A 629-nucleotide genomic window follows, 5' to 3' on the forward strand; every position below is an offset into this window, starting at 1 on the left:
CCAACTGAGCTAACAGCCCCCGAATACTTTCTTTAAAAAGTCTCGTTAATTATATTAAATATAGATAACCAAACTTAATAATTGTGGTGGGTCCTACTGGGCTTGAACCAGTGACCCTCGCCTTGTAAGGGCGATGCTCTCCCAACTGAGCTAAGGACCCACTTATTTTTTTATCGATAGTTATATCTATCGTTAAAACTGGTTGCGGGAGCAGGATTTGAACCTACGACCTTCGGGTTATGAGCCCGACGAGCTACCAGACTGCTCCATCCCGCGACAATGCTGTGTGTTCTTCATCAGAACGAAAGAAAGTGGTGGGCTGTGAAGGATTTGAACCTTCGACCAATTGATTAAAAGTCAACTGCTCTACCAACTGAGCTAACAGCCCCCGTAGCCTTTCTTTATAAAGTCTCGTTACTCGCATAACAAAACTTAATAATTTGTGGTGGGTCCTACTGGGCTTGAACCAGTGACCCTCGCCTTGTAAGGGCGATGCTCTCCCAACTGAGCTAAGGACCCACATATACCAAGTGAATTGGTAATAGAAATGGTTGCGGGAGCAGGATTTGAACCTACGACCTTCGGGTTATGAGCCCGACGAGCTACCAGACTGCTCCATCCCGCGACAA

Annotated in this window: 5 tRNA genes; all 5 read right to left on the reverse strand. The window is 46.3% G+C overall.

The features are described from left to right. Positions 1-84 precede the first annotated feature (84 nt). Positions 85-160: transfer RNA gene (locus A923_RS0121840), tRNA-Val, on the reverse strand. Positions 161-199: 39 nt separating this feature from the next. Then, positions 200-276, reverse strand: a tRNA-Met gene (locus A923_RS0121845). A 36-nt stretch (positions 277-312) separates the two neighbouring features. After that, positions 313-388 (reverse strand) — tRNA-Lys (locus A923_RS0121850). A gap of 55 nt (positions 389-443) precedes the next feature. Further along, a tRNA-Val gene (locus tag A923_RS0121855) sits at positions 444-519 on the reverse strand. A gap of 29 nt (positions 520-548) precedes the next feature. Further along, positions 549-625, reverse strand: a tRNA-Met gene (locus tag A923_RS0121860). Positions 626-629: the final 4 nt, after the last annotated feature.

Origin of the sequence: Moritella dasanensis ArB 0140, assembly GCF_000276805.1 — a bacterium.
In the GTDB taxonomy this organism is placed as follows: domain Bacteria; phylum Pseudomonadota; class Gammaproteobacteria; order Enterobacterales; family Moritellaceae; genus Moritella; species Moritella dasanensis.